The organism is Agromyces sp. 3263 (assembly GCF_031456545.1).
Taxonomy (GTDB): Bacteria; Actinomycetota; Actinomycetes; order Actinomycetales; family Microbacteriaceae; genus Agromyces.
Genome location: NZ_JAVDUV010000002.1, coordinates 837,334 through 863,984, shown reverse-complemented (window position 1 = coordinate 863,984; position 26,651 = coordinate 837,334). Strand labels below are relative to the sequence as shown.

At 71.4% G+C, this 26,651-nt stretch carries 23 protein-coding genes; 20 read left to right on the top strand and 3 right to left on the bottom strand.

The features are described from left to right. Positions 1–42 precede the first annotated feature (42 nt). The 8 genes from J2X63_RS17345 to J2X63_RS17310 all read left to right on the top strand — a co-directional run bounded on the left by J2X63_RS17345 (position 43) and on the right by J2X63_RS17310 (position 7,445). Positions 43–837: a TIM barrel protein gene (locus J2X63_RS17345; RefSeq protein ID WP_309979529.1), complete on the top strand. Its 795-nt coding sequence runs from the start codon at positions 43–45 to the stop codon at positions 835–837. Then, positions 834–2,393, top strand: coding sequence for a GMC oxidoreductase (locus J2X63_RS17340; RefSeq protein WP_309979527.1), 1,560 nt, complete (start codon positions 834–836; stop codon positions 2,391–2,393). The genes J2X63_RS17345 and J2X63_RS17340 overlap by 4 nt, the downstream gene beginning before the upstream one ends. A 97-nt stretch (positions 2,394–2,490) precedes the next feature. Next, positions 2,491–2,889 carry a DUF6379 domain-containing protein gene (locus tag J2X63_RS17335; RefSeq protein ID WP_309979524.1) on the top strand — a complete coding sequence of 133 codons (399 nt, stop codon included), beginning with the start codon at positions 2,491–2,493 and terminating at the stop codon, positions 2,887–2,889. Beyond that, on the top strand, positions 2,886–3,989 hold the full coding sequence (locus J2X63_RS17330; protein ID WP_309979523.1) for a sugar phosphate isomerase/epimerase: 1,104 nt from the start codon (positions 2,886–2,888) through the stop codon (positions 3,987–3,989). The genes J2X63_RS17335 and J2X63_RS17330 overlap by 4 nt, the downstream gene beginning before the upstream one ends. A gap of 33 nt (positions 3,990–4,022) precedes the next feature. Continuing rightward, complete coding sequence (locus J2X63_RS17325; RefSeq protein WP_309979521.1) at positions 4,023–5,063, top strand: TIM barrel protein; 1,041 nt, start codon at positions 4,023–4,025, stop codon at positions 5,061–5,063. Further along, positions 5,056–5,820: a nuclear transport factor 2 family protein gene (locus tag J2X63_RS17320; protein ID WP_309979519.1), complete on the top strand. Its 765-nt coding sequence runs from the start codon at positions 5,056–5,058 to the stop codon at positions 5,818–5,820. The genes J2X63_RS17325 and J2X63_RS17320 overlap by 8 nt, the downstream gene beginning before the upstream one ends. A gap of 9 nt (positions 5,821–5,829) precedes the next feature. Further along, complete coding sequence (locus tag J2X63_RS17315; RefSeq protein WP_309979517.1) at positions 5,830–6,246, top strand: DUF6379 domain-containing protein; 417 nt, start codon at positions 5,830–5,832, stop codon at positions 6,244–6,246. Then, complete coding sequence (locus J2X63_RS17310; protein WP_396133169.1) at positions 6,243–7,445, top strand: Gfo/Idh/MocA family protein; 1,203 nt, start codon at positions 6,243–6,245, stop codon at positions 7,443–7,445. The genes J2X63_RS17315 and J2X63_RS17310 overlap by 4 nt, the downstream gene beginning before the upstream one ends. Positions 7,446–7,570: 125 nt before the next feature. Here the strand turns inward: J2X63_RS17310 and J2X63_RS17305 are convergent, their stop codons facing one another. From J2X63_RS17305 to J2X63_RS17295, 3 genes are all read right to left on the bottom strand, one after another. Further along, complete coding sequence (locus J2X63_RS17305) at positions 7,571–11,977, bottom strand: S8 family serine peptidase (RefSeq protein ID WP_309979515.1); 4,407 nt, start codon at positions 11,975–11,977, stop codon at positions 7,571–7,573. A 200-nt stretch (positions 11,978–12,177) separates the two neighbouring features. Beyond that, positions 12,178–13,500: an LLM class flavin-dependent oxidoreductase gene (locus tag J2X63_RS17300; RefSeq protein ID WP_309979513.1), complete on the bottom strand. Its 1,323-nt coding sequence runs from the start codon at positions 13,498–13,500 to the stop codon at positions 12,178–12,180. After that, positions 13,497–14,972, bottom strand: a complete 1,476-nt coding sequence (locus J2X63_RS17295) for an aminotransferase class I/II-fold pyridoxal phosphate-dependent enzyme (RefSeq protein ID WP_309979511.1) — start codon at positions 14,970–14,972, stop codon at positions 13,497–13,499. Before J2X63_RS17295 ends, J2X63_RS17300 begins: the two co-directional genes overlap by 4 nt. A gap of 185 nt (positions 14,973–15,157) precedes the next feature. On the opposite strand from J2X63_RS17295, the gene J2X63_RS17290 reads away from it, so the two are divergent. From J2X63_RS17290 to J2X63_RS17235, 12 genes are all read left to right on the top strand, one after another. After that, positions 15,158–15,349, top strand: coding sequence for a hypothetical protein (locus J2X63_RS17290; RefSeq protein ID WP_309979510.1), 192 nt, complete (start codon positions 15,158–15,160; stop codon positions 15,347–15,349). A gap of 10 nt (positions 15,350–15,359) precedes the next feature. Next, entirely contained in the window at positions 15,360–16,223 is an 864-nt protein-coding gene (locus J2X63_RS17285; protein WP_309979507.1) for a DUF1684 domain-containing protein, read from the top strand. A 56-nt stretch (positions 16,224–16,279) separates the two neighbouring features. Next, positions 16,280–17,443, top strand: coding sequence for an LLM class flavin-dependent oxidoreductase (locus J2X63_RS17280; protein ID WP_309979505.1), 1,164 nt, complete (start codon positions 16,280–16,282; stop codon positions 17,441–17,443). A gap of 37 nt (positions 17,444–17,480) precedes the next feature. After that, positions 17,481–18,074 carry a GNAT family N-acetyltransferase gene (locus tag J2X63_RS17275; RefSeq protein WP_309979503.1) on the top strand — a complete coding sequence of 198 codons (594 nt, stop codon included), beginning with the start codon at positions 17,481–17,483 and terminating at the stop codon, positions 18,072–18,074. Next, on the top strand, positions 18,071–19,186 hold the full coding sequence (locus tag J2X63_RS17270) for an FAD-dependent oxidoreductase (RefSeq protein WP_309979499.1): 1,116 nt from the start codon (positions 18,071–18,073) through the stop codon (positions 19,184–19,186). The genes J2X63_RS17275 and J2X63_RS17270 overlap by 4 nt, the downstream gene beginning before the upstream one ends. A gap of 12 nt (positions 19,187–19,198) precedes the next feature. Beyond that, positions 19,199–19,717 carry a GNAT family N-acetyltransferase gene (locus J2X63_RS17265; protein ID WP_309979497.1) on the top strand — a complete coding sequence of 173 codons (519 nt, stop codon included), beginning with the start codon at positions 19,199–19,201 and terminating at the stop codon, positions 19,715–19,717. 178 nt (positions 19,718–19,895) lie between these two features. After that, positions 19,896–20,474, top strand: a complete 579-nt coding sequence (locus J2X63_RS17260) for a GNAT family N-acetyltransferase (protein WP_396133180.1) — start codon at positions 19,896–19,898, stop codon at positions 20,472–20,474. Continuing rightward, entirely contained in the window at positions 20,471–21,670 is a 1,200-nt protein-coding gene (locus J2X63_RS17255; RefSeq protein ID WP_309979495.1) for an amino acid ABC transporter permease, read from the top strand. Before J2X63_RS17260 ends, J2X63_RS17255 begins: the two co-directional genes overlap by 4 nt. Further along, positions 21,667–22,515: an amino acid ABC transporter ATP-binding protein gene (locus J2X63_RS17250; protein WP_309979493.1), complete on the top strand. Its 849-nt coding sequence runs from the start codon at positions 21,667–21,669 to the stop codon at positions 22,513–22,515. Before J2X63_RS17255 ends, J2X63_RS17250 begins: the two co-directional genes overlap by 4 nt. Before the next feature lie 109 nt (positions 22,516–22,624). After that, the gene (locus tag J2X63_RS17245; protein ID WP_309979491.1) at positions 22,625–23,647 is read left to right on the top strand and encodes an ABC transporter substrate-binding protein; all 1,023 of its coding nucleotides are present in this window, start codon (positions 22,625–22,627) and stop codon (positions 23,645–23,647) included. Positions 23,648–23,802: 155 nt separating this feature from the next. Next, positions 23,803–26,172, top strand: a complete 2,370-nt coding sequence (locus tag J2X63_RS17240; RefSeq protein ID WP_309979489.1) for a nitrate reductase — start codon at positions 23,803–23,805, stop codon at positions 26,170–26,172. After that, entirely contained in the window at positions 26,169–26,630 is a 462-nt protein-coding gene (locus tag J2X63_RS17235; protein WP_309979487.1) for a hypothetical protein, read from the top strand. The genes J2X63_RS17240 and J2X63_RS17235 overlap by 4 nt, the downstream gene beginning before the upstream one ends. Positions 26,631–26,651 lie beyond the last annotated feature (21 nt).

Sequence of the window (26,651 nt, the reverse complement as noted above, 5' to 3'; positions counted from 1 at the left end):
ACTCATCTCCTGAACTCCATCGCACCCACGAAGGGCACCCCCATGTACGAACTTGCGCCGAACATCGAGCTCCTCTTCACCGAGGCCGGCGACTACCAGGACCGCGTGCGCGCTGCCGCGGCATCCGGCTTCACCGCCGTCGAGATGTGGGGGCCGACCGGGGTCGACGCGCCGTCGACGCCCAAGGACCTGCCCGCCCTGAAGGCCGCGCTCGAGGACACCGGCACGCGGCTGACGGCCCAGCTGGCCGAGCCGCGCACGCAGTTCATGATCCCGCCGTGGGATCATTCGGAGTTCTTCCGCAAGCTCGACGAGGGCGTGGAGATCGCCCACGAGCTCGGCACGCCCCGCATCGTCGTGGGCAGCGGCACCGGATTCGGCGGCTGGAAGCGCCAGGTGCAGCTCGACAAGCTCATCGAGATCTACCAGAAGGCCGTCGCGCAGATCGACGGCTCGGGCATCACCCTGGTGCTCGAACCGGTCAACGTCCGCGTGGACCACCCCGGGTCGCTGCTCGATCGCACGTCGGAGGCGGTCTACGTCGCCCGCGGCGTCGATTCGCCGTTCTTCGGTGTGCTCTACGACCTCTACCACTCGACCGTGGAGGGCGAGGACGTCGCCGCCGAGCTCGCGAACGGCGGCGACCTCATCAGGTACGTGCAGCTGGCCGACGCGCCGGGTCGCGGCGAGCCCGGAACCGGCGCGATCGACTGGCCGGCGCGGCTCGCCGACCTCCGCGCCGCCGGCTATGACGGGCCCATCGGGCTCGAGTACTACCCGCAGACGGCCTCCGCCGAGTCGGTGAAGCTCATCCGGCAACTCGCGGCGGCGGCATGAACCCCGCAGCGGTGGACGACGCGTCGCGGTATCCCGCCGAGGTCGACGTCGCCATCGTCGGCAGCGGCCCGACCGGTGCCGCCTACGCCCGGATCCTGAGCGAGGAGGCGCCCGGGTTCACCATCGCGATGTTCGAGGCCGGGCCGACCGTGTCGGACCCGCCCGGAGCGCACGTGAAGAACATCGAGGATCCGGCGAGGCGCTCCGCCGCACAGCGCGCCTCCGAGGGTCCGGGCGCGGGGGCCGACACCGTCAGTTCACCGGGAGCCGTCAAGAGCGGCGACCGGCGCGCCCGGCCCGGCACCTTCCTCCTCGACGACGGCTACGCCTTCCCCGGCGAGGACGGGCTGCCCGTCGCGGCGATGTCGACCAACGTCGGCGGCATGTCCGCGCACTGGACGGCCGCGTGCCCGCGTCCGGGCGGCAGCGAGCGCATCGCGTTCCTCCCCGACCTCGACGAGCTGCTCGATGAGGCCGACCGCCTGCTCGGCGTGACGACCGACGCCTTCGACGGCTCGCCATTCGGTGCGGTGGTGCGCGAACGCCTCGCCGCCGTCGTGGACGACGACCGAGCGCCTGCGGCGCGAGTGCAGCGGATGCCGCTGGCCGTCCACCGGCGTGCCGACGGCCGCCTCGTGTGGTCGGGCTCCGACGTCGTGCTCGGCGAGGCCACCCGGGCGAACCCGGACTTCGAACTCCACGACGAGTCCCTCGTCACCCGCGTCCTCGTCGACGACGCGGGACGCGCCGCCGGCGTGGAGGTGCGTGATCGCCGCTCCGGCGAGACGCACACGGTGCGTGCCCGGGCCGTCGTCGTCGCCGGCGATGCGCTCCGCACGCCGCAACTGCTGTGGGCGTCCGGCATCCGGCCGCCCGCACTCGGCCGCTACCTGAACGACCAGGCCCAGGTGGTGTTCGCGTCCCGCATCCGCGACGCCGAACGCCTTGCGCCCGCTGCGGCCCGCGACCAGGTCGCCGCCGCCGGGGCGCTGAGCGAGCAGAGCGGCGTGAGTTGGGTGCCGTTCACCGACGACGTGCCGTTCCACGGCCAGATCATGCAGCTGGACGCCTCGCCGGTGCCGCTCGCGGACGACGATCCCGTCGTGCCGGGGTCGATCGTCGGCCTGGGCCTGTTCTGCGCGAAGGACCTGCAACCCGACGACCGTGTCGAGTTCGCGGAGGACGCGACCGACGCCTACGGCATGCCCGCCATGCGCATCCACTACCGCCTCACCGATCGCGACCATGCGGTGATCGACCGCGCACGCGAGGAGATCGTGCGCCTCGGCGCAGCGGTGGGGGAGCCCATCGATTCCCGGCCGTTCACGATGCCGCCCGGCGCATCCCTGCACTACCAGGGGACGACGCGCATGGGCGAGACCGACGACGGCGAGAGCGTCTGCACGCCCGACAGCGAGCTGTGGAGCGCGCCGGGCGTGTACGTCGCCGGCAACGGCGTGATCCCCACCGCGACGGCCTGCAACCCGACGCTCACGAGCGTCGCCCTGGCGGTGCGCGGTGCCCGGCGGATCGCGACGTCACTCGCCTCGAAATGAGCCCACGTCTTGCTTATGTCTAAAACAGACATTAGAATGAGGAAATCATGACAAAGAAGTCCAGCGGCGCGACGCCGCCCCTGACGAGGAGGTCCCGGTGATCCCCGATCGCATCATCGAGCCGAACACGCTCACCACCGACGGCCGGCGCGCCGAGGTCGAGGTCCGCATCCCGTGGTACCGCGCCCTTCCGGGCTCCTGCATCGCGGGCGCCGGCCTCAGCATCGACGGCGTGCCGGCGGCCGAGGAGTCGCTGCGCTGGACGATGAACGGCCGCACCTTCACCTTCGCCGAGCTCGTCGACGAGACGGGCGAGTGGTGGTTCCCCACCGACTCGGCCGTGCTCTCGGGCGAGGTGCGCGTCGAGGCCGGTGAAGCGGAGCACGAGGTCGACGTCGACCTGACGCTGTACATCCCGTACATCGTCATCGGCGAGAACGAGGTGCTCCACATCGAGGAGCACGACTCCAAGACCATGAAGGCGGTGGCCGCATGAGCGACGCACTCGGCACGCCCATCCAGGGCGTCACCCTCTACAGCTTCACCCGGGCCTTCCACGCCCGGGAGTACGACCTCGAGGCGCTCATCCGCAAGGTCGCGGCCGACGGCTACGGTCCCGGGCTCGAGATCATCGGATTCTCGAGCTTCCGCGGCTTCCCCGAGATCGACGACCGCTTCGCCGGGTGGTTCCGCGACCTCGTCGACGAGGTCGGACTGGTCACCACGTCGCTCGCGGTGAATGCCGACATCGGCATCCATCGCGATCGCCTCCTCACGCAGGACGAGCTCATCGAGTACATGCGGCGCCAGATCGCGGCCGCCGCGAAGCTCGGCTTCCCGATCGCCCGCGTGCAGATCTCGCTCACACCCGACTCGATGGAGCAGCTCGCCCCGGTCGCCGAGGAGTACGGCGTCACCCTCGCCCTCGAGGTGCACGCCGACCAGTACGCCTCGCACCCGCGCATCCTCGCGCTGCGCGACCGCTACGAAGAGGTCGGCTCGCCGTTCCTCGGCTTCACCGCCGACTGGGGCGCGACGGTCACCGGGTTCGCCCCGTCGCTGCTCGAGGCGTACCGCCGACGCGGGGCATCCGACGAACTGCTCGCGAAGGTCGTCGATCTCTGGAACACCTTCTACGAGCAGGGCCCGCCCGCCGACCAGGCCGAGCACGGCCAGCGGTTCGGCGCGTTCATCGGCCTCGCCGCCCAGAACGGACGCCCCGACCTCGGCATCGACTTCGGCATCAACGGCACCGGCCTGTTCGGACCGGCGCGCGTCGACGACTGGCTCGAGATCATGCCGTGGATCCGCCACGTGCACGGCAAGTTCTTCGGCATCGACGAGCACGGCGAGGAGCCGTCGGTCCCCGTGCGCGACCTCATCGCGCTCCTCGTCGAACAGGGCTACTCGGGCGCGATCTCCAGCGAGTACGAGGGCTGGCACTGGAACCACTGGCAGAGCCCCTTCGAGATCATCGCCGGTGAGCAGGCCGTGCAGCGCTCGGCCGCCGAGGCGGCGGGCTCTCGCATGATCACGGATGCCGCGGAAGCGCGCGCGATCCTCCACTCCCACCTCGCGCAGCCGGTCCACGGCTGACCCGCCCCCTTCGACACGCTCAGGGACACAGACATGACTGAAGACCACGGCATCGCCGGCACCGGGATCAAGCTCGGGATCACCCTCTACTCCCTCACCTCCGAGTTCGCCGCAGGGCTCTACACGCCCGAGACCCTCATCAAGGCTGCGGCCGATCACGGGCTCGGCCCCGGCATCGAGTTCAACATCGCCCAGATGCTGCGCACCTATCCCGACGTCGACGACGAGTTCGTCAGGATCTGGCGCGACAGCATGGATCGGTACGGACTCGAGCCCAGCGCGATCGGCACGAACCTCGACATGGGGCGCCGCAAGGACCGCGACATGACGCCCGACGAGGAGCACGAGTTCCTCGCTCGGCAGCTGAAGACCGCGAACACGCTCGGCTTCACGAAGATCGTCATCCGTTCCGCGGGGAAGGAACTCCTGCGCAGCCTCCTCCCGCTCGCGGAGAAGTACGACCAGAAGCTCGGCTACGAGATCCACGCGCCCTCGGGTCCGAACAACCCGCAGGTGCTGCAGATCCGCGAGCTGTACGAGGAGCTCGACAGCGACCGCCTCGGGTTCACCGCGGACTTCAGCTCGACCATGCATTCGCTCTCGCCGACGCTGCTCCGCACGCTGAGCCAGATGGGCATGGACGAGCGGCACTTCCCCGTGATGGACGAGATCTGGCACGAGCCGACGCCGATGCACGTGCGCAACCAGAAGTTCGAGGACTACCTGTCGGGGGAGGGGGTGGACTTCCTCCGCTTCGGCCCGTTCACGCGTCTCGCCTTCAACATGCACGGCCTGGTGCCGCCCGAGGAGTGGCTCGACATCATGCCGCAGATCTTCCACGTGCACGCGAAGTTCTACGACATCGACGAGAACGGCGACGAGCCCGCGATGGATATCCCGCGCATCGTCCGCCAGTTCGTCGAGGGCGGCTACCGGGGATACCTCTCCAGCGAGTGGGAGGGCCACGCGTTCTCCGACCTCGGCGAGGCCGACCCGATCGAGCTGGTGAAGCAGCAGCACGCGCTCATGCGTCGGGCGATCGAAGCCACGGTCGAGGAGCAGGCCGTTGTCTGAGATCGCCGAGCTCCGGGCAGAGATCGCCGGACTGCGCGAGGAGGTCGCCTCCGCGCGGGCCCTCGCGCAGCGCGCTGAGGATCGCGGCGCGGTGGAGAACCTCTTCAACCGCTACATGTACCTGCACAACGCGTTCCAGGACGAGCAGATCATCCCGCTGTGGGTGGCCGAGGGGACGCCGGGCATCCGTGCGCGGTACACGAACGCCGGGCAGTACACGACGTGGGAGAGCGTGACGCGCTACCACCGTGACCGCCCGAGTCCCGAAGGCAAGCTCATCCTGCACGCCACCACGACCCCGGTGATCGAGGTCGCCGCCGATGGGCGGACGGCCAAGGGCGTCTGGCTCATGGCCGGCACCGAGTCGGGCCTGACCGACCCGAAGGTGGCCGAGTCGTTCCCCGACATGTACTCGCCCGGTGAGGTGCTCGGCAAGAAGGTCTGGGCGCACTGGGTCTGGTGCAAGTACGCCATCGACTTCCTCAAGCAGGACGGCGAGTGGAAGTTCTGGAAGTTCCGCTGCTACGAGCTCGCCCGCGCCCCCTTCGAGGAGAACTGGATCAGCTTCGGGCTGAAGAACCAGGGCGCGTTCGACCTCGACCTCATGTACTTCGGCGACGACGGCAAGCCCGTGTTCATGCCCCCCGCCGACGAGCCCGTGCCGAGCACGAACCACCCGTACAGCCCCACGACCGTGCAGAAGCTCGAGCCGGCGCCGCCGGTCGCGCACGACACCTTCGAAGACACCTTCAAGTAGGGACCCATCATGGCCACGCACAATTCACTCTTCTCCGAGAAGGACGTCCGTCGCACCGCCGACGGCATCGCCGTCGCAGTGCAGCTTCCCTGGTACCGCAGCCTCTGGCTCTCGGCGGTCGACGATGTCGCGGCATCCGTCAACGGCGTCACCGTGCCGAAGGACGCGCTGCGGTTCGAGCTGAACGGCACGAGCTACCGCGTCGAGGAGCTTCCCGAGCAGTGGGAGACGCTCTGGTTCGTCGCCGACAAGCCCGAGGTCGTCATCCCGCTCGAGCACGCTCCCGCGGCGGGCGAGCGCCTCACCGTCGAGGTCGTCCTCACGATGCGCCTGCTCTACATGCAGATCGCGCCGGGCGTCGACGGCGGTCCCGGGCGGTACGTCACCAACCGGGTCCCGGTCGAGCGCGAGGTCGTGCTGGCATGAGCGGGGGCACCGTTCGGCGGCTGCGCGTCGCGATGATCGGCCACGGCTTCATGGGCGCCGCCCACTCGCAGGGCTGGCGCACCGCGCCCCGCGTGTTCGACCTGCCGGCGGCCGTCGAGATGTCGGTCATCGTCGGTCGGAACGCCGATTCCGTGGCGGATGCCGCGGCGAAGTGGGGCTGGGCCGAGTCGGCCACCGACTGGCGCGAGGTCATCGCACGCGACGACATCGACGTCGTCGACATCGTGACACCCGGGGACTCCCACGCCGAGATCGCGATCGCCGCGCTGGAGGCCGGCAAGCACGTGCTGTGCGAGAAGCCCCTGGCGAACACCGTCGCCGAGGCCGAGGCCATGGCGGATGCCGCGGCGCGGGCTGGAGCACGCGGCATCCGGGCCATGGTCGGCTTCACCTACCGGCGGGTGCCGGCCGTGACGTTCCTGCGCGACCTGATCGCCCAGGGCGCGGTGGGTCGCATCGCGCAGGTGCGTGCGAGCTACCGGCAGGACTGGCTCGTCGACCGCGACATGCCCCTGGCGTGGCGGCTGCAGAAGGAGCACGCCGGTTCGGGCGCGCTTGGCGACATCGGCGCCCACGCCATCGACCTGGCGCAGTTCGTGACCGGCATGAAGCTCGAGCGGGTCTCGGGCGTGATCGACACGATCGTGAAGCAGCGGCCGCTGCTGGGATCGGGCTCGGGACTGTCGGGCACCGCGGCCGAGGGCTATGGCGAGGTCACCGTCGACGACGTGGCGATCTTCACCGGCCGGTTCGAGGGCGGCGTGCTCGGGTCGTTCGAGGCGACGCGCTTCGCCACCGGTCGCAAGAACGCCCTGTCCATCGAGGTGTCGGGCGACCAGGGTTCCCTGGCCTTCGACCTCGAGGACCTCAACGCGCTGTGGTTCTACGACCGCACCACGCCGACGCAGACCCAGGGCTTCACGAAGATCCTCGTGACCGAGGCGGAGCATCCGTACGTCGCGGCCTGGTGGCCCGCCGGCCACATGCTCGGCTACGAGCACGGCTTCAGCCACCAGGTGAAGGATCTCGTGGAGGCCATCGACGCGGGCACCGACCCGCACCCCACCTTCGCGGAGGGACTCCAGGTGCAGCGCGTGCTGGCCGCCGTGGAGCAGAGCTCCGATCGGGACTCGAGCTGGGTCCGCGTCGACGAGGACGCACTCGCGCGCACGGCGTAGCCCGCGACGCTCGGGGATTCGAGAACCGGGAGCGCCGCGAATGCCGACGCGCGAACGACGGCGTCCCGCCGAACCGGTGCTGAACCGGCCCGACGGGACGCCGTCGATGTGCTCCCGGCGGAGCGCTAGTCGCGCAGCGCGGCCGGGATGCTGAGCAGCACCGAGCTGGACGGTGCGCCCTCGGGCCCGCCCTCGCCGTACAGCATCAGCTGGTGCACGTCGTTGAGGTCGAAGCCATACGTCGCCAGGAACCAGTCGCCCTCGGCGACCGGCACCATGCCCGACAGGTCCCAGAGCCGGCCCTGCGGATCCCACATCGCCGAGACGGGGAAGTACGGGGCGAGCTCGATCGAACCGAGGACCCACCCGTCGTCGCTCACCTTCTCCGCGGCCGCGTCGTACCCGTAGTCGGCCAGGCGCGTCATGCCGCCCGCCTCGCTCCAGACGAACGCGTCGTCACCGCTCACGCCGACCACAGTGCCGCTCGCGTTGACGTCCAGTGCCACCGCGGACGACTGCCCCGGAAGGGTGCCGAGATCGCTCACGGCTCCCGTCGCGGCATCCCACCGCACGGCACGAGGCGCATGGTCGGCGTCGAGCGATTGCCCCACGACCGTGCCCGCGCCGTTGATCGCGCGCGGCTGGGTGCCCGACGTGGACGTCGACAGGTGGTCCAGCTTGTGGAAGGTGCCGTCGGACGTGCGCGAGAACCCATCGCTGTAGGCGTGCCAGAGCCCGTCGGAGTCCTGCTCCGTGAGTTCGGCGAAGCCGATCGCGATGCCCTCGTCGTTCACGCCGGTGGCGTAGCCGCCGGAATAGGACCGCCAGTCGGGTGTGCCGATCCGCGTGAGCGAGCCGTCGGCCGACCACTGCGCGGGGATGAACCCGCCGTCGTCGCCGGTGACGACGCCGACGGCCGTGTGCTCCTCGTTGATCCCGAGCGCCGAACCGTAGCCGTCCTCCTGGACCTCCAGGTTCACGAAGCCGCCGTCCGCGGTCCAGGTCGTCGGAGTCATCCGCGCCTCGTACTGCCGATCACCGGCGACGACGCCGTCATCGGTCAGCCCGGCTCCGACGAACGGCGGCGCCCAGCTGACGACGTCGAGTTGGGGCACGTCCACCGTGGTGACGGCGACGCTCGCCGCGCCGATGATCGTGCCGTACTCGTTGGCGACGCGGACCCGGCCGACCATCGGTTCACCGGTGAGCTGGCGCGCGGTGACGATCAGTGCTCCGTCGACCGGCATGGACTCGCCCGAGGACAGGCCGTACGTCGCGTCCGACTTCGGCGTGACGGTGCCCTGCCCCTTCGAGTACATCTCCTGGTGGTAGTCGAACGTCACGCCGTCTCCGGCGACGCTGACTCCCGCCACCACGATGTAGTACGTCCCGGGCTGGGGATCGTCGACGACGATGCGCGCCGGCGAGTCCGCGGTCGCCGTCCCCTGGCCGATGGGGCTCCCGGCGAAGTACACGAAGAAGTCCAGGTCGGCCTCCTCGCGGGGCGTGAGCGTGACATCGAGCCGCGTCGTCTCGCGCGGGACGTAGAGCTGATTGGCCGTGACCTCGCCCTGCGCCACGGTGGAGAACAGGTTGGCCACGGTGCCGACCTCGCCGGTCGTGACGTGCGCGTCGACGGGAGCGAAGGTGTTCGTGCCCGCCATGCTGACATCGGTCGGCTCGTTCATCGTCACGGAGTCGAGCGTGGTCGATCCGGGCTCGACGCTCATGCCCTGCAGCGAGACCGCTGCGGTGTACGAGTTCGCGTCCGTGCCCGAGGTGCGGCGCGCCTCGATGACGAACTCCCAGATGCCGGCCTTGGGGCGATACACCGCCCGTGCGGCGGCGTCGCACCCGGAGGGATCGGTGGAGGCGGTGTAGCAGTGGTCGCTCGCGTTCGAGTCCGCGGGCATGCCGTCGGGATCGATGGGCAGGATGCGCACCTGGCTGCCGTCGGCGACGCCGTCGAGCGTCATCTGCAGCGCTTCGACCCCCTCGGGGACCGGCACGAGCAGCGACGTGCTGCCGCCCCGCGGCAGCGTGCCCGAACCGGTCACCGCGAAGTCGGGACGCTCCAGCGGCGTGGTCGCGAGCACGGCGACCGAGACGAACTCGTCGATGCCGACGGTCGCCGGGTCGTCGATCGTCATGATCGCGCTGTGCAGGCCCGAGGTCGCCGCGTTCGCGGTGACCGTCACCGTGGCGGCCTTGTCCTTCTTCAGGGGCAGGCTGCCACGTGCATTGAACGTTCCGTCGTTGCCGATCCAGCCGATGCGATGGACGACGTTGCCGGCGGCACCGCTCGTGCGGGTGACGGCCACCTTGTACGTCTGCTCCTCGCCGGTCAGCTGCCCGCCCTCGCCGGGCAGGCAGCGGTTGTACGCACCGGGGCCGGTGTGCGGCGTCTCGAGGAGATGCGACAGCGAGCTGCACACGGGAGCGGCGACGTCCAGTGCGTTGACCGCGACCTTCTTGGCCAGCTGCTTCCACGCGGCGACCGTGTCGATGATGCCGGCGCCCTGCGCCGTCGTCGGGACCCCGGCGATCTGGCGGGCGGTTCCCGTGAGGGCGGTCTTCAGTGCGGCCGGCGAGACCGGCACGGTGCCGGCCTTCGCTGCGGAGAGCAGCAGTGCGGCCGAGCCGGCGACCTGCGGCGCCGCCATCGAGGTGCCGTTGAACATGCCGTAGCCGGCGGGCAGCGCGTATCCCGTCTCGGGGACCGCCTGGCCGGACAGCCACATCGGAATGGTGGAGACCGCCGCGCCCGGGGCGGAGAGCTGCGGTGCGAGCCCGCCGTCCTCGGCGGGACCGCGCGAGGAGAAGCCGAAGATGCCCTGCTCGGCCGTCACCCGGGCCCCGTAGTCGGCCCACCACGTCGACGAGCTGACGGATGCCGCGACCGAGATGGCCTTTCCGGCCACCGACGGCGAGCTCACGGTGTTGGTGCCGAGGCCGTCGTTGCCGGCCGCGACGATGATCTGCACGCCGTAGGCGTCGATGAGCTGGTCGTAGAGGTCGGCGATGACGTCCGACCCGTCGTTGAGGGCCGGCAGGCCGCCGATCGACAGGTTCACCACGTCGACGCCGCGGTTCATGACCAGGTCGATCATGCCCTCGGTGAGGGCCGCCTGGGTGCAGCCGCCCTGGAAGGTGCAGGCTCGCGAGGAGACGATCTGGGCTCCGGGCGCGGCGCCGTGCATCTCGCCGCCGAACATGGACGTCGCCGCGACGATGCCGGCGACGTGGGTGCCGTGCGCGGCGGCCGGGAGGCCGATGTTGACGAACGTGCCGGTCTGACCGTCGCGACCGTCGCCGAGCGGCGTGAGGTCGACGTCGTCGCGGTACTCCACGACGAACGGCACCTCCTCGTTCTCGGCGGTCGAGGGGTCGTCCGCGCCGAAGTGGCCCACCGAACGGTCGATGCCGTACGGCGACATGGCCGGAGCGTCGGTGAAGTCCTGGTCGTTGTCGGCGTCGACCCAGATCTTGTGGGTCGACGGCTCGTAGAGCACGCCGAACGAGTCCCAGATGTCGCCGTTGCGATCGAGGTCGCCGCCGAAGTCGCTGCCCGAGGTCGCGTACTCGTAGAACCGGGCGAAGCGGAAGTCGCCCGCGGGTGCCGTCCATTCCGCGCCGCCCGAGCGGAACGACGGTCCGGTCTTCTCCGTCGTCATCTCGATCCAGCTGCCGTCGCCGTCCTGGATCGGATCGGTCGCGGTGACCCAGTCGATGATCTTCGGCTTGCCGTCGCTGGTCGTCTGCAGGGCCGGGTGACCCACGTCGACGCCCGTGTCGAGCACGCCCACGACGGTGCCGCGCCCGTCCCATTCGGGATGGGCCGCGACGAACTCGGCGGCGCCGGTCTCGCCGATGGGCAGGTAGGGATTGGCGGCGGGGGTCGTCGCGTCGGGCGCGCTCGGCCCGGCCTCGAAGGACGAGGGCTGCAGGGCGACCTCCGCGCCCGTTCCCGGCGCGGGGACGCGATAGGTGCGGTTCAGGTCGATCGCCTTCACGTCGGACCGCCCGGCCAGGTCGGAGACGCGGTCGGTGGGCACGGTGGCGCGCACGTAGCCCAGCTTCTCGGTGACGGAGCCGACGGTGCCGCCGGCCTTGCGCACGGCCGCGACGACCTCGTCGGCGGCGCCCTTGCGAGCGAGGATCATGACCGTGACGGTGTCAGTCTCGTCGACCTGCGCCTGCTGCAGCAGCCGGGTGTCGGCCGCGCCGAGCTTCTCGGCGGCATCGTCGGAGGAGCCGGTGGAGTCGAGGGGGTGGAAGCCGGGGTCGGCGGCGGGATCGTAGAGCCCGGGATCGCCGGCCGACCGGGTGTCGATTCCCGCCGATCCGTCACGTGGCCCCACGGCGCCCGGACGGCCCGCCGCGAACGGACCGTTCGGGTCGGGCGTCGTCGACGATCCCCGGTCGGGTGGCGCTGCCGGAGAGGCCGCGGCCGTCCCGATCGGCGCCATCATCATGGCGGCGGAGATCAGTGCCGCTGACGCGGCCCCGACCAGCTTCCTGCGTGTGCTCATCGTGCTCCTCGACGCTGGGAGAGCACCGGCGCCCATGCCGGACACCGGTGTGAGCGCGGAGTGGGAGCTGCAGGCCCCGGGGCTCCTCGAACTCGGTCCGAATCTCCCAGTGCCCCCGTTCTAGGGTCAATCGACGACTGTGGCGAATGGGCGACATGGCGTGAATCCGCCCAGCGCCCCTGGCCGCGCCTCGGCGCCGATCAGAAGTCGCGCAGGTTGCCCTGGATGCCCCCGCCCCCGTACTCCCGGCGCAGCACGCCGCGCCGGCGCAGGATCGGCACGAGCTCGTCGAGGTACCGGTGCACCGTGACCGGGTGCAGGTCGCCCGAGAAGATGAAGCCGTCGTTGTCGGCCTCCTCGCCGAACTCCTCGATGAAGTCGGCGACCTGCTCGGCCGTGCCCACGAAGCCCGCGTGGTCGGCGATGCGGCCCTTGCGGGCCTTCGCGACGAGGAGCTCGCGCAGCGTGGCATCCGCGAACGACGCGGCGGTCTTGCCGAGGAGGCCCTTGATGCTGCCCTGCGACACGTGGTCACCGAAGACACCCGGGTCGAGGGGGCGGTCGAGGGGCAGCCCGGTGAGGTCGGTCTCGAGGTCGCTCGACTGGCCCTCGAGGATCGCGGCGAGCGTCGCGTCCGACGGATCGAGGGACGCGCGCACCACCCGGTCGACCTCCTCCTCGCTCGACACGATCTCGGGCTTGAACACGAACAGGGTCTTCACGGCGTTCGCCGCGCGCCCGTGCGCGACGGCCGCGTCGATGATCTTCTGCCGGTAGGCGCGCACGACGTCGAGGTCGAGCGGCGCGTACGCGAGCTGCACGTCCGAGTGGGTGCCGGCGAACGCGAGTCCCTTGGGGGAGCCGCCGGGGGAGACGATCGCCGGGTCGCCCTCGGTGAACGGGATGGCGTTGAGCGGTCCGGTCACGTCGAAGTACTCGCCCTCGAAGCGGGTCTCGCGGATCTTCGAGCCGTCGGCGAAGCGGCCGGTCGCGGCATCCGCCACGAGGGCGCCGTCATCCCAGCTGTGCCAGAGGCCGCGCACCGCGGCGAGCCACTCGCTCGCGCGGTCGTACGCCTGGTCGTGCGTCACGGGCGGCGTGCCCGTGTGGCGCGTGCTCGAGACATCCGTCACCACGTTGATCCCGACGCGGTGCCCGCTCAGGTGGTGCAGCGACGCGAACTGCCGGGCCGCGAGGTATGGCGGCCAGATCCCCGCGTTGACCGTGGGGGCGATGCCGAGGTGCTCGGTCGCGGCGAGCAGGTAGGGCGTCAGCGCGACCGGATCGTGCTTCGGTCCGCCGTACGCCTTGCGCACCCGCAGCTCGACCGTCTCGGGCGTGCCGATCGACGGACCGTCCTCGATGATGACGAGGTCGAGGCCCGCCTGCTCGAGCTCGCGCACCGACTGCTGGTAGAGCTTCGGCTCGGTCCAGCGGTAGTCCCAGTCCCAGTGCGGGTGTCCCCAGCCCTGCGGCCCGAAGCCCCGGGAGAAGAACCATCCGAAGTGCTGCGGCCGGGTCATCGTGCGCTCCCTTCGAGCACGGCGCGGGATGCGGCATCCGTCGCGAGGTCGGAGACCGTCGATGCACGGACGGGCGATGCGGTGACCGATGCCGTGGCGCCCGCCGTCGCGGTCGCGGGCGATGCGGTGACGGATGCCGCGACGGCGCGCAGCGCCGCGAACCCGCGTTCGAGGTCCCGCACGAGGTCCTCCGGCTCTTCGAGCCCGATCGACAGTCGCAGCAGCCCCGACGAGATGCGGCCCTTGGCGCGTGTGCCGGCGTCGAGGTGCGCGTGCGTCGTCGTCGCGGGGTGGAGGATGAGCGACCTCGTGTCGCCGATGTGGCTCATGCGGCTGAACAGCTCGACGGCGTCGTAGAAGGGCGCGACGGATGCCTCGCCGCCGGCCAGCACGAACGACAGCACCGCTCCCTGCCCGCGCGGCAGGTACCGCTGCGCCAGCTCGAACGACGGGCTCGAACGGAGGCCCGGGTAGTTGACGACCAGCACCTCGGGCTGCTCCTCCAGCCAGGCGGCGATCGCGGCGGCCGTGGACGACTGGCGCTGCACGCGCAACGAGAGCGTCTCGACGCCCTGCTGGATGAGGAACGCGTTGAACGGCGAGAGCACCGGCCCGAACAGCGCGGCCGTGACGCCGCGGAGGTACGCGGTGTAGGCGCCGTCGCCGTGCGCGCCGAGGTAGCTGCGGCCCTGCAGCCCGGTGTCGGGCAGGTGCAGGTGCGGGAAGGCATCAGGACGCGCCGACCAGTCGAACGTGCCTGCGTCGACGATCACGCCGCCCAGCGCCGCGCCGTGCCCCGAGAGGAACTTGCTCGCCGAGTGCACCACGAGGTCGGCGCCGTGCTCGATGGGCCGCACGAGGTAGGGCGTCGCGAGCGTGTTGTCGACGAGGAACGGCACGCCGGCCGCCTGGGCGACCCCCGCCACGCCGCGCAGGTCGATGACCTCGCCGGTGGGGTTCGCGATCGACTCGGCGTAGATCGCCCGCGTGTTCGGGCGGATGCGGCGGCGCCACTCGTCGAGGTCGGCCGGGTCGTCGACGAACTCGACCTCGATGCCGAACCGGCCGAATCCCTGGGTGAAGAGGCTGCGGGTGCCCGAGTAGACGGTCTGCGCCGACAGCACGTGGTCGCCGGCCTGCGCGATGCCGAGCACGGCCACGGTCAGCGCCGCCTGCCCGCTCGCGAGGACGATCGCGTCGCGCCCGCGCTCGATCGCGGCGAGCCGCCGTTCGAGGGCGGCGTTCGAGGGGTTGCCCGCCCGCGTGTAGACATAGCCGCCGTCGTCGCCGGCGAAGCGCTCTCGCGCATGCGCGAAATCGTCGAAGCGGAATCCGGCGCTCAGGTAGATCGGCATGATGCGCGCGCCGAAGGCTGCGTCGGCGTGCTCGCCGGCGTGCACCTGCTGGGTGGCGAAGCCCTCGTGGGCGAGGGCCGCGTCGGCGAAGTGGTCGTGCGCATCGGGCTCAGACATGCGGCCCATCCTGAGCGCGCCGCGGCATCCGGGCAATCGCGTCGCGACGCGTGGGGTCACCCGCGGTCACATCGTGACGCCGCGTGTCCGCGTGTTGCGGCATCCGTCGCCGCCCCTCGGCGGCGCGCCTATCGTGGCCAGCCATCCGGCGGAGGCCCGCCACCCTCACCTCGATCGGAGGCATCATGACCGACCTGCTGCACTGGTACGCCCGTATCCACGGGCCCCGCGCGCTCCGCATCGTCGAGGCGGCCCGAGCCGCGGAATTCGACGGCGGGAGCGCGGATGCGGCGTCCGCCGCCCCCGAACGTGACTCGGTGTTGCGATCGGTGGCGAATGGTGACGACACCGCTGGCGAAGTGCTCGCGGGAGCGTGACAGTGGCGACATGACGATCACCGATGCAGCCGCCACCACCGACGCCGCCACCACCGACACCGCCACCTTGGACCGTGCCGCCTTCGCCCGCGAGTGGGAGCAGTGGCACCGCGACCACGAGGCCCGCCGCGCCGACCCGCACGGCTTCCTGGCCGTGACCGCGATCCACTGGCTCGACGAGACGCCGCAGCACATCGACGACGTGCCGGGCACCTGGTCCACGGATGCCGCGGGGCCGGTCGTCGAGCTCGCCCCGGGTGAGTCGCTCGAGGTGGCCGACGGCACCCGCCTCGAGGGTCGCCACGCCTTCGGCCCCATCGCCGAGCGCGGCGGCGTCGTGGTGCGCTCGGGCGAGCTCGCGATCGAGGTCGCCCGCCGCGGCGGCCGTGACATCGTGCGTCCCCGCGACCCGAAGCACCCCTACCTCGCCCGCTTCACGGGCACGCCCACCTACCTGCCCAACCCGCGTTGGATCGCGCGCGGCCGGCTCATTCCCGCCGCAACGCCGCGCGAGGTCACCGTCGGTTCGGCCGCCGAGGGCCTGCAGCACGTCTACGAGGTGCCGGGCGAGGTCGAGTTCGAGCTGCGCGGCGAGACCTTCCGGCTCACGGCGTTCAACGGCCATGCGCCCGGCACGCTGCAGGTGCTCTTCACGGATGCCACGAGCGGGCTCACGACCTACGCGGCGAACCGCTCGCTCGAGATCGAGGCTCCCGACGCCGACGGCTCGGTCGTGCTCGACTTCAACCGGGCGGTGAACCTGCCCTGCGCGTACACCGACCACGCCACCTGCCCGCTGCCGCCCGCCGGGAACCGGCTGCCGATCGGCATCGAGGCGGGGGAGAAGACGCCCGTCGAGCGCAACGTCGCCTGATCGGCGCCGCCCCGCCCGCAGCATCCGACCATCGACGCGCCAGAACCGGAGACCCCATGCGCTTCCAGATCCTCGACATCGTCCCCTACGTGCAGAACCCGGTCACCGGGCGGCTCGTCAGCCCGGCCGAGCGGCTCGACCAGACCGTCGAGTTCGCCCGCCGGGCCGAGCGGCTCGGCTTCGACGCCTTCGCGGTGGGCGAGCGGCACGCGGGGCGATTCCTCTCGTCGTCGCCGACCGTGCTGCTCGGCGCCATCGCCGCGGTCACCTCGACGATCCGCCTGCAGACGGGGGTGACCGTGCTGTCGGTGCTCGACCCCGTGCGCGTGGCCGAGGACTATGCCACCATCGACCAGCTCTCGCGCGGCCGGCTCGAGCTCACGATCGGCAAGGGCAACGAGGCGGCGCAGTTCCCCCTGTTCGGTCTGGAGATCGACGACCAGTGGGAGCTGCTCGCCGACCGCTACGCCCTGCTCCGCAGGCTCTGGCGGGAGACCGACGTCGACTGGGAGGCCACGCCGTACACGCGCGCACAGCGGGGCACCACGACGCTGCCGCGCCCGTACGCCGGCGCGCCGCGGGTGTGGCACGGATCGGCGACCACGCTCGCCTCGGCGGCGCTCGCGGCGCGCTGGGGCGACCCGCTGTTCAGCGCGAACGCGATCCAGCCGCTCCGCAACTACGCGGTGCTCGTGCAGCACTACCGCGACGAGCGCGCACGCCACGGGCACGACCCGCGGTTCGCCTACGTGGGGGCCGGCGCCGGAGCGTTGTTCATCGCCGACACCACCCAGCAGGCCAGGGAGCTGTACGGCCCGGTCTACGAGGCGCTCGTCGCCGCGACGAACGTGCCGGGCAACAACTCCCCATTCCGCGACATCGACCACGCCATCGCCGAGGGGCCCGCGCTCGTCGGCAGCCCGCAGCAGGTCATCGACAAGATCGGCCGCTTCCACGAGGCGCTCGGGCACGACCTGCAGTCGATCAGCCTGCCCACCACCCTGCCGGTCGAGCAGCAGGTCGACCTCGTCGAGCGCTTCGCCGCCGAGGTCGCCCCGGTCGCTCGCCGGGAGTTCCCGAGCACGCTCTGGGGACCGGGCGATCCCTATGCCCTGCGTCCTGCGGTCAGCGGCGGGGTCGAGGCGGACGCCGCGGCGGCCGTGGAGTCGGCGACCGCGCCGCACGACCGCCTGTCCGCGGCATCCGGGGCGACCCGGTGACCGCTGCGTCAGGCGTCGCCCGTAGGATCGTGGATCGATGAGCGAGAGCCAGCAGCCGCACGGTGCGGCGTCCGACCCGACCGATGGGCTCGCCGTGCGCCTCGTGCGGCCCGACGAGTACGACGAGGTCGCCGCCCTGTCACTGCGAGCGTACGAGCTCGAGTACGAGATCTCGGCCGAGTACCGCGCCTCGATCCTCGCCGTCGCCGAGCGCGCCGCGGAGCACGAGGTGTGGGTCGCCGCGGATGCCGCGTCGGGCGCGCTGCTCGGCGCCGTGGCCACGCCCCGGCCCGGCCGCACGATCTCGCCGCTCGCGCGACCCGGCGAGCTCGACTTCCGGCTCCTCGCCGTCGACCCGTCGGCGCGCGGACGGGGCGTGGGGGCGCGGCTCACCCGGCACGTGATCGAGTTGGCGAGGCAGCGCCGACTCGACCGGGTGGTCATGAACAGCGGCCCGCAGATGGTCGGCGCGCACGCGCTCTACGCGAAGCTCGGCTTCACCCGGCTGCACGACCGCGAGCGCGAGATCGTCGACGGCGGCCGCCGGTTCCGGCTGCTCGCATTCACGATCGACGTGGATGCCGCGGACGAGGCCCCGAGTCACGACGACGAGCTCGGCATCGCCTCGTGACCGCACTCGACACCGAGATCGTCGTCATCGGCGGGGGAGCGATGGGCTCCTCCGCGGCGTGGAACCTCGCGCGACGCGGCCGGCAGGTCACCCTCCTCGAGCGCTTCGCCCCCGGCCACCGGCACGGGGCGTCGCACGGCGCCTCGCGCAACTTCAACCTCGCCTACGCCGAGCCCACTCACGTCGCCATGCTCCTCGAATCGCAGCTGGCGTGGCGCGAGCTCGAGGCCGAGACGGGCACGCCGGTCCTCGATCAGGTCGGCCTCGTCGACCATGGCCACAACCCCGGCCACGACGAGGTGCGCGCCGCGCTCACCGCCGTCGGCATCCCCAACGAACTCCTCCCGCCCGATGAGGCGCAGCGCCGCTGGGGCGGCATCCGCTTCACGACGACGGCGCTGCACCTGCCGACGGCGGGGCGCCTCGACGCGGATGCCGCGGTACGGGCGTTGCAGGCGGCTGCGGCCGCGCGCGGCGCCGACGTGCGCCACGAGACGCCCGCCCGCGGCATCCGCGTGCTCGACGACGACCGCGTGCAGGTCGAGACCGATCGCGGAACGATCACCGCCCGCCGGGCCGTGGTGGCCGTCGGCGGCTGGACCTCGAAGCTGCTCGGGGGCCTCGTCGACCTGCCGCGGCTCGTCGTCACCCAGGAGCAGCCGGCACACTTCGCCATGCGCGACGACACGATCACGTGGCCCGGCTTCAACCACCACCCGGGTCCCGGTGACGAGTGGTGGTACTCGGGCACCTACGGCATGCTCACGCCCGGCGAGGGCGTGAAGGCCGGATGGCACGGCGTCGGCCCGGTCGTCGATCCCGACCTGCGCGACTACGAAGCCGAGCCGGTGCAGTTCGCGGCGCTGCGTCGCTACGCCCGCGAATGGCTGCCCGGCGTCGACGCCGAGGTCGCCGCGCCGATCAGCTGCACCTACACGACGACGCCCGATTCGACGTTCGTGCTCGACGCGTCGGGCCCAGTCGCCGTCGGCGCGGGCTTCTCGGGGCACGGATTCAAGTTCACTCCCGCGGTCGGCCGCGTCCTCGCCGACCTCGCCGATGGGCGCCCGGCGCCGGGTGTCTTCCGCCTCGGCCGCTTCGCCGCCACCTGACCTGGAGCACGCATGATCGACCGCCGCCCCCTCGCCGAGTCCCGCACCGATGCCGTCGAGCTCGAGCGCGTCGACTGGCACGACCCGCGGGCGGTCGCCCTTCGTGCCGCCATGGACGACGAGATCGGCCCGCGCTACGCCGGCGATGTCGCCGGATTCGATCCCGACGCGCGCGCCGCCGTCTCGAGGGCGCTGGCCATCGATCCCGACGACCTCGTCGCGACGCTCATGGCCACGGTCGACGGTGTGCCGGCGGGGCACGCGGCGCTTCGGAGACTCGGCGACGAGTGGGAGCTGAAGCGCGTGGTGACCCTGCCCGAGTTCCGCGGGCGGGGCGTCTCGCGAGCCCTCATCACCGAGATCGAGCGCCTCGTCGTCGAGCAGGGCGGCACCCGGCTCATCCTGCAGACGGGCCACCGCCAGCCCGAGGCCGTGCGCCTCTACGAGTGGCTCGGCTACCGCCCCATCCCGGTCTACCCGCCCTACGACGCGATCAGCTTCTCGCACTGCTACGCCCGCGACCTCGTCTGAGTCGTCGCGGCCGGGCTCGACGCCGACGTCGAGCCGTCGCGCGTAGGAGTTCGACACATGCCGGCGACGGAATTCGTCATGTTGTGACCGCCGAGGCCCGGAATCGCGGCGATCGCCACCTGGTGATGACGCGGGGTGACGCTTTCGGTCGCCCCGTGAAACACCGCGTTGCCCGGCTCTGCGGCGCTCCCTAGCTTCGAGATACCGGCCCCGTCACGGCGGCCGGATCGAACCGAAGAGGACGGAGCGAGCGATGACCACCCAGTTGAGCGTGCGGTACGTGAGCGCGGACGACGCGTTGGCGAAGCCCCTGCTCGCCGACCTCGAGCGGGAGTACGACGGCCGCTACGGCGAGTTCTTCGGCGAGCGTGCCAGCGCCGAGCTGAACCGCTACCCGGCGTCGGACTTCGCACCGCCGTACGGCGCATTCCTCGTGATCCTCGAGGACGGCGAGCCCGTCGCCGGCGGCGCGTTCAAGCGCTACGACGACCGGACCGCCGAGCTCAAGCGGGTCTGGACCCACCCCGACCACCGCGGCCGCGGCCTCGGCCGGCGGGTCGTCGCCGAGCTCGAGGCCGCCGCGAGGCACCGCGGCTACACGGCCGTCACGCTCACGACCGGTCCCCGGCAGCCCGAGGCGGTGGCGCTCTACCTGGCGAGCGGCTACACGCCGAGGTTCGACCCGTCCCTGCCAGCCGAGCAGATCGGCATCCACGCGTTCGACAAGTCGCTCGTCACCGAAGGAGTCCGCGCATGAGTCGCATCCTCGCCCGCCGCCGCTCCGAGACCACGGCTCCGGATGCCGCAGCCGTCACGGATGCCGCGCCGGCGCCGTCATCCGGCACGATCGAGCCTGCTCCGGTCGTCGCCGCGGCGGACGCGCCGGCGGCAGGCGCTGCCGGCTCCACGCCCGTCGACACGTCGGGCGGTCGCATCGACGCGGGCCTGCGCGTCGTGCCCGTGAAGCACTGGGGACGCTGGGCGCTCTCGGCCGTCGTCGCGTTCGTCATCCTGCAGTTCCTGTGGTCGCTCGCCTCGAACCCGCAGTGGCAGTGGGACGTGTTCGCCGAGTACTTCTTCGCCCCCTCGGTGATCAACGGCCTCTGGCTGACCCTCGCCCTCACCGCGGTGTCGGGCGTCATCGGCTTCGTGCTCGGCGCGGTGCTCGCCGTGTTCCGCCTGTCGAAGTCGCCGCTGCTCAACGGCGCGGCCTGGTGGTACATCTGGTTCTTCCGGTCGGTGCCGCTCGTCGTGCAGATCCTCGTCTGGTACAACCTCGGCTACCTCTATCCCACGCTGGGGCTCGGCACCCCGTTCACGACCGACTTCTGGCTCGTCGAGTTCCCCACGACCACGCTGATCAGCGCGTTCGCCGCCGCGACGATCGGCCTCTCCCTGCACCAGGCCGCCTACTCGGCCGAGATCATCCGGGCGGGCATCCTCTCGGTCGACCAAGGGCAGCTCGAGGCGGCCGGCGCGCTCGGCCTGCCCCGCCGCATCCGGTTCTTCCGCATCACGCTGCCGCAGGCCGCGCGCGCCATCGTGCCGAACGCGTTCAACGAGATCATCGGGCTCGTGAAGGGCACGTCGGTCGTCTTCATCGTGGCGCTGCCCGAGCTGTTCTACACGGTGCAGGTCATCTACAACCGCAACCAGCGGGTCATCCCGCTGCTGCTCGTCGCGGTGGTCTGGTACGCGCTCATCACCACCATCCTGTCCATCGCGCAGTACTACGTGGAGCGGCGGTTCGCCCGCGGCGCCGTGCGCGAGCTGCCGCCCACGCCCGTGCAACGTGCGAAGGCCTGGACGCGCACGCAGTGGCAGCGGCTCGGCGACGCCCCGACGGCGGGAACCCCGCCGGCACCCGCCGACGCCGACGCCGCGACATCGGCCGACCCCGCGGTATCGACTGACCCCGCCCTCGCCACGACCCGCACCGGAGGTGCCGCATGACCAGCACGACCACGACGACGGCCGCCGCCACGACCCTCACGCCGTCGTTCGACGAGCACTTCGTGCCGACTCGCAAGGCCGCCACGGTCGGGCGGGTGGACATCGCCGACGTGTCGAAGTCATACGGCGCCAACCTCGTGCTGCGCGACGTCTCGCTCACGATCGAACCCGGGCAGGTCGTCGCCCTCATCGGGCCGTCGGGATCGGGCAAGTCGACCCTGCTGCGCACGATCAACCACCTCGAGACCGTCGACCGCGGCTCGATCACGGTCGACGGGCAGTACATCGGATACGAGCGCAAGGGCGACACCCTGCACGAGCTGCGCGAGGCCGAGATCCTCCGCCGGCGCACGCAGGTCGGGCTCGTCTTCCAGAACTTCAACCTCTTCCCGCACCTCACGGCGATCGAGAACATCATCGAGGCACCGCTCGCCCACAAGCGGCTCTCGAAGGCCGACGCTCGGGCGCTCGCCGAGGCTCTCCTCGCCAGGGTGGGTCTCGCCGACAAGGCCGACCACTACCCGCGGCAGCTCTCCGGCGGACAGCAGCAGCGTGTGGCCATCGCCAGGGCGCTCGCGCTCTCGCCGAAGGTGCTCCTCTTCGACGAGCCGACCTCGGCCCTCGACCCCGAGCTCGTCGGCGAGGTGCTCGACGTCATCCGCGGCCTCGCCCGCGATGGCACCACGCTCGTGATCGTCACGCACGAGATCGGGTTCGCGCGCGAGGTCGCCGACCGCATCGTCTTCCTCGACCACGGCGAGATCGTCGAACAGGGAACCCCGGGGCAGGTGCTCCGCAACCCGCGTCAGCGCCGCACCCGCGACTTCCTCGCGAAGGTGCTCTAGAACCCGAGCCCCGCGAGAAGAACCCGGCGCGGCATCGCACTGCCGCACCGGGCGAGATCCGAGACACCGACCCGGCTATCGGACGGAACAACACTAGGAGAGTCCACTCATGGCAATCAACAAGAAGCAGGTGGGAGTGATCGTCGCGGGTGTCGCGGTCGTCGCGCTCATCGGCGGCGGCATCGTCTGGGCGGTCAGCGCCGGCAACTCCGCCGCGGCCGAGACGGCGGCATCCGGCAGCACCGAGGAGCAGGTGCAGGAGGCGGCGCAGTTCGACCTGACGTCGCAGAACGCCGAGGACCGCCCCACCATCGAGCCGGTGCAGGCCGCCGTCGACGCCCTCGAGGAGAGCGGGTTCACGCCGATCGAGGCCGGCAAGCTCACCGTGGCGGTCTCGCCGTTCGCGGCGCCGCTCGGCGTGCTCGCCTCCGATGACGACGCCACCGTGATCGGCACCGAGGCGGACTTCGGCTCGCTGATCGCCGACGGCCTCGGCCTCGAGTACAACCCGGTGGCCGTGAACTGGGCCGACTGGCCGCTCGGCATCCAGTCGGGCAAGTACGACCTCATCGCCTCGAACGTGACGGTGACCGAGGAGCGCAAGGAGCTCTACGACTTCGCGAGCTACCGCCAGGACCTCCTCGGCTTCTACGTCAAGGCCGACAGCGACATCGACTCGATCGCGAGCGCCGAGGACATCTCGGGCCTGAAGATCGTCGTCGGCTCGGGCACGAACCAGGAGAAGATCCTGCTCGCGTGGAACGAGGAGCTCGAGGGTGAAGGGGAGCAGCCCGCCGAGCTCGTCTACTACGACGACCAGGCGGCATCCGACCTCGCGCTCTCGTCGGGCCGCGTCGACGCCACCTTCGGCCCGAACGCGACCGCCGCCTACCGCGCCGCCACCACCGGTGAGACGAAGCTCGTCGGCACGCTGAACGGCGGCTGGCCCGAGACGGCGCCGATCGCCGCGGGCACGGCGAAGGGCAACGGCCTCATCGAACCGGTGCAGCTCGTGCTGCAGTCGATCATCGACGACGGCACCTACCAGGAGGTGCTCGACCGGTGGGCGCTCACGAGCGAGGCGGTCGACGAGTCCGAGATCAACCCGCCCGGCCTGCCGAAGTCCGAGTAGGGCCGACGAGTCGATCCGTCGACGGATGCCGCGTGGCCGGGGGCCGCGCGGCATCCGTCGTGTTCGTCCGCGGTGCCCGCCGGTCCTGTCGACCACCGCGCGGGGGTTCCGTCAAGGGGCTTGTCGGTCATCGCGCCCGCGCGGAGAGTCGTCGCGTGACCGAAGAAGGTACGGTCGTCGCGGCATCCGACCGCCCGGATCGCATCGACGACGTCTGGGGATCGAGAACGCCCTTCGAGCGCGGAGCGCGGTGGCCCGAACGCGTCGACCAGGTGCTCGCCGAGGGGGTGGCCGAGGGGGACGTCGACCGCTGGGTGCACTCGGCGTGCGTGCTGTGCAGCAACGGCTGCGGCTGCGACATCGCGGTGAAGGACGGCCGCATGGTCGGCATCCGCGGCCGGGCCGACGACCACGTCAACCACGGCCGGCTCGGTCCGAAGGGCCTCTACGCCAGCTGGCAGGGGCTCGAGGCGCGGGACCGGCTCACCACACCCTTGGTACGCCGCGACGGCGAGCTCGTGCCGGCGAGCTGGGACGAGGCGATGAGCCTCGTCGTGGAGCGCAGCCGCGCCCTGCTCGACGAGGTCGGCCCGCTCAGCCACGGCTTCTACACGAGCGGGCAGCTCTTCCTCGAGGAGTACTACGCACTGGGCATCATCGGCAAGGCCGGCATCGGCACACCGCACATGGACGGCAACACGAGGCTGTGCACCGCGACCGCCGCGTCATCGCTGAAGGAGTCGTTCGGCGCCGACGGCCAGCCGGGATGCTACGCGGACATCGACGAGTGCGACGCGCTCTTCCTCTACGGACACAACATGGCGGCCACGCAGACCGTGCTGTGGTCGCGGGTGCTCGACCGCCTCGACGGCCCCGAGCCGCCGAAGCTCGTGGTGGTCGACCCCCGTGAGACGCCGGTCGCCGAGCGCGCGACCGTGCACCTCGCGGTGAACCCCGGCACGAACCTCGCACTGATGCACGCGCTCGTGCGCGAGATCCTCGTCAACGGGTGGACCGACGACGACTACGTCGCCGAGCACACGGTGGGGTTCAGCGACCTGGCGAAGCACGTCAGGGAGTGGACGCCCGAGCGCGCCGCCGAAACGTGCGGCGTCGCGGCATCCGACATCCGTGCGGCCGCACGCATCTTCGGCACGTCCGAACGCGTGCTCTCCACGGTGCTGCAGGGCTTCTACCAGTCGGCCCAGGCGACCGCGTCCTCGTGCCAGGTGAACAACCTGCACCTGCTTCGCGGCATGCTCGGCCGGCCGGGCGCCGGGGTGCTGCAGATGAACGGGCAGCCGACCGCGCAGAACAACCGCGAGTGCGGCGCCGACGGCGACCTGCCGGGGTTCCGCAACTGGCACAATCCCGACCACGTCGCGCAGTTGGCGAAGCTCTGGGGCGTCGATCCGCGAGTCATCCCGCACTGGGCGCCGCCGACGCACGCGATGCAGCTGTTCCGCTACGTCGAGCAGGGCTCGATCCGGTTCCTCTGGATCTCGGCGACGAATCCGGCGGTGTCGCTGCCGCAACTCGCGCGCATCCGCGAGATCCTCACGAAGCCCGAGACCTTCGTCGTCGTGCAGGACCTCTACCTCACCGAGACCGCCGCGCTCGCCGACGTCGTGCTGCCCGCGGCCGGGTGGGGTGAGAAGACGGGCACCTTCACGAACGCGGAGCGCACCGTGCACCTCTCGGAGCAGGCCGTCGACCCGCCGGGCGAGGCGCGCTCCGACTTCGAGATCTTCCTCGACTACTCGCGCCGCATGGACTTCCGGCGCGACGACGGGCGGCCGTTGCTCGACTGGTCCGCGCCCGAGGACGCGTATCGCGCCTGGCAGGAGTGCTCGCGCGGTCGGCCCTGCGACTACACGGGCATCTCCTACGACGACCTGCGTCGCGAGAGCGGAATCCGCTGGCCGCGCGCCGAGGGGCAGGCGACGAGCACCGAACGGCTCTACGCCGATGCCGAGTTCCCGACGCACCCCGAGTACTGCGAGGACTACGGGCACGACCTGGCCACGGGCGCGGAGGTCGACCCGCAGGCGTACTCGGCCATGCGACCCGACGGCCGCGCGTTCCTGAAGTCGGCGGCCTACACGGGGCCCCATGAGCCGCCCGACCGGGAGTACCCGTTCCGATTCACTACCGGACGCTCGGTCTACCACTTCCACACCCGCACGAAGACGGGTCGCACGCCCGAGCTCCAGGCGGCCGCACCCCACGTCTGGGTCGAGATGGCCGCTCCGGATGCCGCGGAGCACGGGTTCGCCGACGGCGACGTCGTCGAGGTGCGCTCGCGTCGGGGGCGCATCGTGGCGCCGCTCCGCGTGACCGGCATCCGGCCCGGCACGGTGTTCGCGCCCTTCCACTACGGCTACTGGGACGCGCCCGAGGGCGCCGAGGAGCGGCATCCGACGGCCGCCAACGAGCTCACGATCACGGAGTGGGACCCCGTCTCGAAGCAGCCGGTGTTCAAGACCGCCGCCGTGCGCGTGAACCGAGCGAAGGGCGTGCGATGAAGCTTCCCGTGTACCTGTCACTGCTCCGGGAGTCGGAGCGCACCCTGGCCGAGTCGTTCCGCCAGGTCGCCGAGGGCCACGGGGACGAACCCGACGTGCACCTCCTGTGCCTCACGCTCGCCGAGCAGTGCGACGGGCACCGCGAGCAGCTCGCGCCGATCGTCGAGCGGTATGGCGCGGCGCCGAGCGACGACGAGCCCGAACGGCTGCACGCCGACGGCCTCCGCACGACGCGCACCGGACCGCTCGGCCTGCTGCGCGACCTGCAGGACCTCTACCTGCTCGCGAGCCTCGCCGAGGTCACCTGGACGATGGTGAAGCAGGCCGCCGAGGCGCTGCGCGACGAGGAGCTCCTCGGGGTCGTGAACACCTGCCAGCAGGAGGTGGACGTGCAGCTCCACTGGCTGCAGACGCGCATGAAGCAGGCTGCGCCGCAGGCGCTCATCGCCGCGAGCTGACGGATGCCGCGCGGCGTCCCC